Annotated in this window: 2 protein-coding genes and 1 pseudogene; 2 read left to right on the top strand and 1 reads right to left on the bottom strand. The window is 61.5% G+C overall.

Annotation, left to right across the window (positions count from 1 at the left end; all coding sequences use genetic code 11):
- Positions 1-73 (top strand): annotated as a pseudogene (locus FY112_RS01085) (acyloxyacyl hydrolase); the annotation flags it as partial.
- A gap of 91 nt (positions 74-164) precedes the next feature.
- Here FY112_RS01085 and FY112_RS01090 read toward each other — a convergent pair.
- Positions 165-1,907 (bottom strand): aconitase family protein, encoded by a 1,743-nt coding sequence (locus tag FY112_RS01090; protein ID WP_151517421.1) that lies wholly within the window; start codon positions 1,905-1,907, stop codon positions 165-167.
- 263 nt (positions 1,908-2,170) lie between these two features.
- Between FY112_RS01090 and purL the strand changes: the two genes are divergently transcribed.
- The coding region (purL, locus tag FY112_RS01095) for a phosphoribosylformylglycinamidine synthase subunit PurL (RefSeq protein ID WP_151517422.1) at positions 2,171-3,946 on the top strand (1,776 nt) is incomplete at its 3' end.

The raw sequence follows: 3,946 nt of genomic DNA on the forward strand, positions 1-3,946 counted from the left end.
GCATGCCAATCTCTGCGATGGGCCGAACGACGGCATGACACGCGCCGGCTTGCAGGTCGGCTACAAGTTCTGAGAGTCCGCTCGACAATTTCAGTGGGTTGGCCGACGGATGATTGAACTGCTCATTACGGCCGTCTGATCGACCATCGGCAGGCGGGAACAGTTCAGTCCCATGTCGGACGAACAGGCTTCAACTCGCCCTGACAAGCCGCCGCGACGCAGTCCGCCAGGCTGCCAAACCGAAGCGCCTTACCCGTCAATCCAGGACCGTAGTGAGCGAACTTCGCGGAATTGGTGATAATTGTATCGACCGATTTTGGGATGACAGGCTCCGCAAGTGTGCACCAGCACGCATCGGTTACGAATTCTATGCCGAAGTCCGACAATTTGCCGACGAGATTCGCAGCGGAAGCCCTTTCGAACGTCGCACGGTTGCAGGTAACCAGAACCTTGACGTCAGGATGTTTCGCCAGGCCTTCGCAGAGCGCGGCCAGCCGCTCGCATTCGTCGAAAGAGAAATGGGGATTGCCCAGCGCGACGAACTCGATGGCATCCACAGACCCGCCGTTGAGTTTCCTCCAGTCCGCAACGACGTCCTTGGGACAGATTTCATAGCTCGCCTTGATCTTGCTTCCGACAACGCTCTCAAGGCTGTCGGCCTCCGGCGTGACACCGACGATATGGAACATGGCAGAGCCTGATGTCGTCGCAAAACCCGCCCCGAACGCCTTTAGGTCGTCCAGATTCGGCTTCCACGTATCGAGGCCGATCACGACCGGAATTTCATCTCCGACAAGCTTGCCGATGTGGTAGCCGAGAATGGGGTAGACCATGTCATCCCGCGACACGAAGCCCGACACATTGACCACGAAGCTGGCGCGCCTGTTGTCGGTGATATGCGGCCCGGTCAGCGGCGCGCGCCCGGTGAGAGCGATGCACAGATCCAGGTAGTCAGGATACTTGGCAGTGCGAGCACCCAAAACACTGTTCGCGAATACGACGGCGTTCGACTCCGCCCAAGCCACCTGCTCACCCTGCCTGGGTGCGGACGACAGCTGATAGGGCGCGCAGGTGAACGTCTTTCGTGCTCCCATGGAGGCGTAGGCCTCACCCAATTCGGATGCGGGTCCGGCGACGCCGGGAGACACGCCCTGCTCCCGCCAACGCATCTGGTCCACCGATATCGAGTTCAGGGTCGTTGGAACGACAACCCTACCCTCCCAGTCCCGCATGCGTTTCGCGAATTCCAGGCTGGTCGGCCCGGTGTAGATGCAGCCATCGATATGGACCTGGGAGATATCGATGAGTTCCGTCGCTCCCTGAATTTCAGCCATGCGCGTCGTGGCCCTCATTGCCACCTGCACGGCCTTGCCCATTTCCCCATTCAAAGCGGACCGATCCCTCGATGTCAGCGCTATCGAATTTCCGTAGGTGCGATCGGCGGCATCGAAACCGGGGGCGGTTTCGATCCGACGCGCGATGACCTTGTCGCCGATGAGGGTGACTTCAGGGATAGAGTGCAGCTCGGCGAAGTCGTCTTCGGAGAGCTGGACAACGGGGATAGATCGACCGAACACTTCGTCAGCGACGATCACTCCGAGCGACAGTATTTCCTCCTGGCGCGAAACCACGATGCCGGCGGGAGCGTGCCCGTTCATGATCAGCTCCATGAGCACGCTGCTGCCCGTACACGAGCCGCGTCCGCCGGGGATGGCGAGAATCTTTCCTGTCAGGACCTGTGTCGACAGGGGATGGTGGCGGTCGATGGTTTCTCCGGTCCGGGAGTCGACGCCGCCCCAGAAGCTGAGCGCCGTGTCGCTGAATACGATCGACCCCGTAGCGAAGCCAGCCACAAGCGCGCGCCCGGCAAACACCTTTTCGTCTGCCTGTTGTTGTATGTCCGGCATTGTATCTCGATACCATCAACCAAGAGGAAAAGTTTTCTATAGGAAACATCCGCGGCACACAAAAGCTGATGCCGGAGCCTTGCCCCAATGCTGTCGATCGAGAATCAAAAGCAAGTTGTCAAACTGACTCTGAGAAGCGGCCGCCGTACCGGGCCGAAGAAGTCGCCGGCCCGCTGTTGACGGCGGGCATTTTCCTGTCGCGCGCCGTCCCTACATAGGCTAAAGAGCGGAAAACGCGCAACGGCAGGGACTTTCGAGAGCTCATGACCATTCCAAATACCATCCCGATCACGCCGGAACTCATAGCGGGCCATGGCCTGAAGCCCGACGAGTACCAGCGCATTCTGGATCTGATCGGCCGCGAACCGACCTTCACCGAGCTCGGCATCTTCTCGGCCATGTGGAACGAGCACTGCTCCTACAAATCCTCGAAGAAATGGTTGCGCACGCTGCCGACCAAGGGGCCGCGCGTCATCCAGGGCCCGGGTGAAAATGCCGGCGTGGTCGACATCGATGACGGCGATTGCGTCGTCTTCAAAATGGAGAGCCACAACCACCCCTCCTATATCGAGCCTTATCAGGGCGCTGCGACCGGCGTCGGCGGCATCCTGCGCGACGTCTTCACCATGGGTGCGCGCCCGATTGCCGCGATGAACGCCCTGCGCTTCGGCGAGCCGGATCACCCGAAGACCCGCCATCTCGTCTCCGGCGTGGTTTCCGGCGTCGGCGGCTACGGCAATTCCTTCGGCGTGCCGACGGTCGGCGGTGAGGTCGAGTTCGACGCTCGCTACAACGGCAACATTCTCGTCAACGCCTTTGCCGCCGGTATTGCGAAGTCCAACGCCATCTTCCTGTCCGAAGCCAAGGGCGTCGGTCTTCCGGTCGTCTATCTCGGTGCCAAGACCGGCCGCGACGGCGTCGGCGGCGCGACGATGGCATCGGCCGAATTCGACGAATCGATCGAGGAGAAGCGCCCGACCGTTCAGGTCGGCGATCCCTTCACCGAGAAGTGCCTGCTGGAAGCCTGCCTCGAGCTGATGCAGACCGGCGCCGTCATCGCTATCCAGGATATGGGTGCGGCCGGCCTCACCTGCTCCGCCGTCGAAATGGGCGCCAAGGGCGATCTCGGCATCCTGCTCGAGCTAGACAAGGTACCGGTGCGCGAAGAGCGGATGACCGCCTACGAGATGATGCTGTCGGAAAGCCAGGAGCGCATGCTTATGGTGCTGCAGCCGGAGAAGGAAGAGGAAGCCAAGGCGATCTTCGTCAAGTGGGGCCTCGATTTTGCCATCGTCGGCTGGACGACCGACGACCTTCGCTTCCGCGTTATGCACCAGGGTGAGGAAGTCGCCAACCTGCCGATCAAGGATCTCGGCGATCAGGCGCCGGAGTATGATCGCCCCTGGCGCGAATCCGGCAAGCACGCCCCCTTGCCCGCCAATCTCGTCGCCGCACCCGAAGATTATGGCCAGGCGCTGCTGCAACTCGTCGGTTCCGCCAACCAATCGAGCCGCCGCTGGGTCTATGAGCAATACGACACGCTGATCCAGGGCAATTCGCTGCAGCTTCCGGGCGGCGATGCCGGCGTCGTACGTGTCGACGGCCATCCCTCCAAGGCGCTTGCCTTTTCCTCCGACGTCACTCCGCGTTATGTCGAGGCGGATCCCTTCGAAGGCGGCAAGCAGGCGGTCGCCGAATGCTGGCGCAACATCACCGCGACAGGCGCCGAACCGCTCGCCGCCACCGACAATCTGAACTTCGGCAATCCCGAAAAGCCCGAGATCATGGGCCAGTTCGTCCAGGCGGTGAAGGGCATCGGCGAAGCCTGCCGCGCGCTGGATTTCCCGATCGTGTCAGGCAACGTTTCGCTCTACAACGAAACCAACGGCGTCGCCATCCTGCCGACCCCGACGATTGCGGGCGTCGGCCTGCTGCCTGATTGGCGCAAGATGGCCCGCATCGGCAGCGCCAACGATGGCGATAAGGTGATCATGATCGGCGTCGACGGCAGCCATCTCGGCCAGTCCGTCTATCTCCGC

It is taken from the genome of Rhizobium sp. PEPV16, assembly GCF_008919455.1.
Lineage (GTDB): Bacteria > Pseudomonadota > Alphaproteobacteria > Rhizobiales > Rhizobiaceae > Rhizobium > Rhizobium leguminosarum_Q.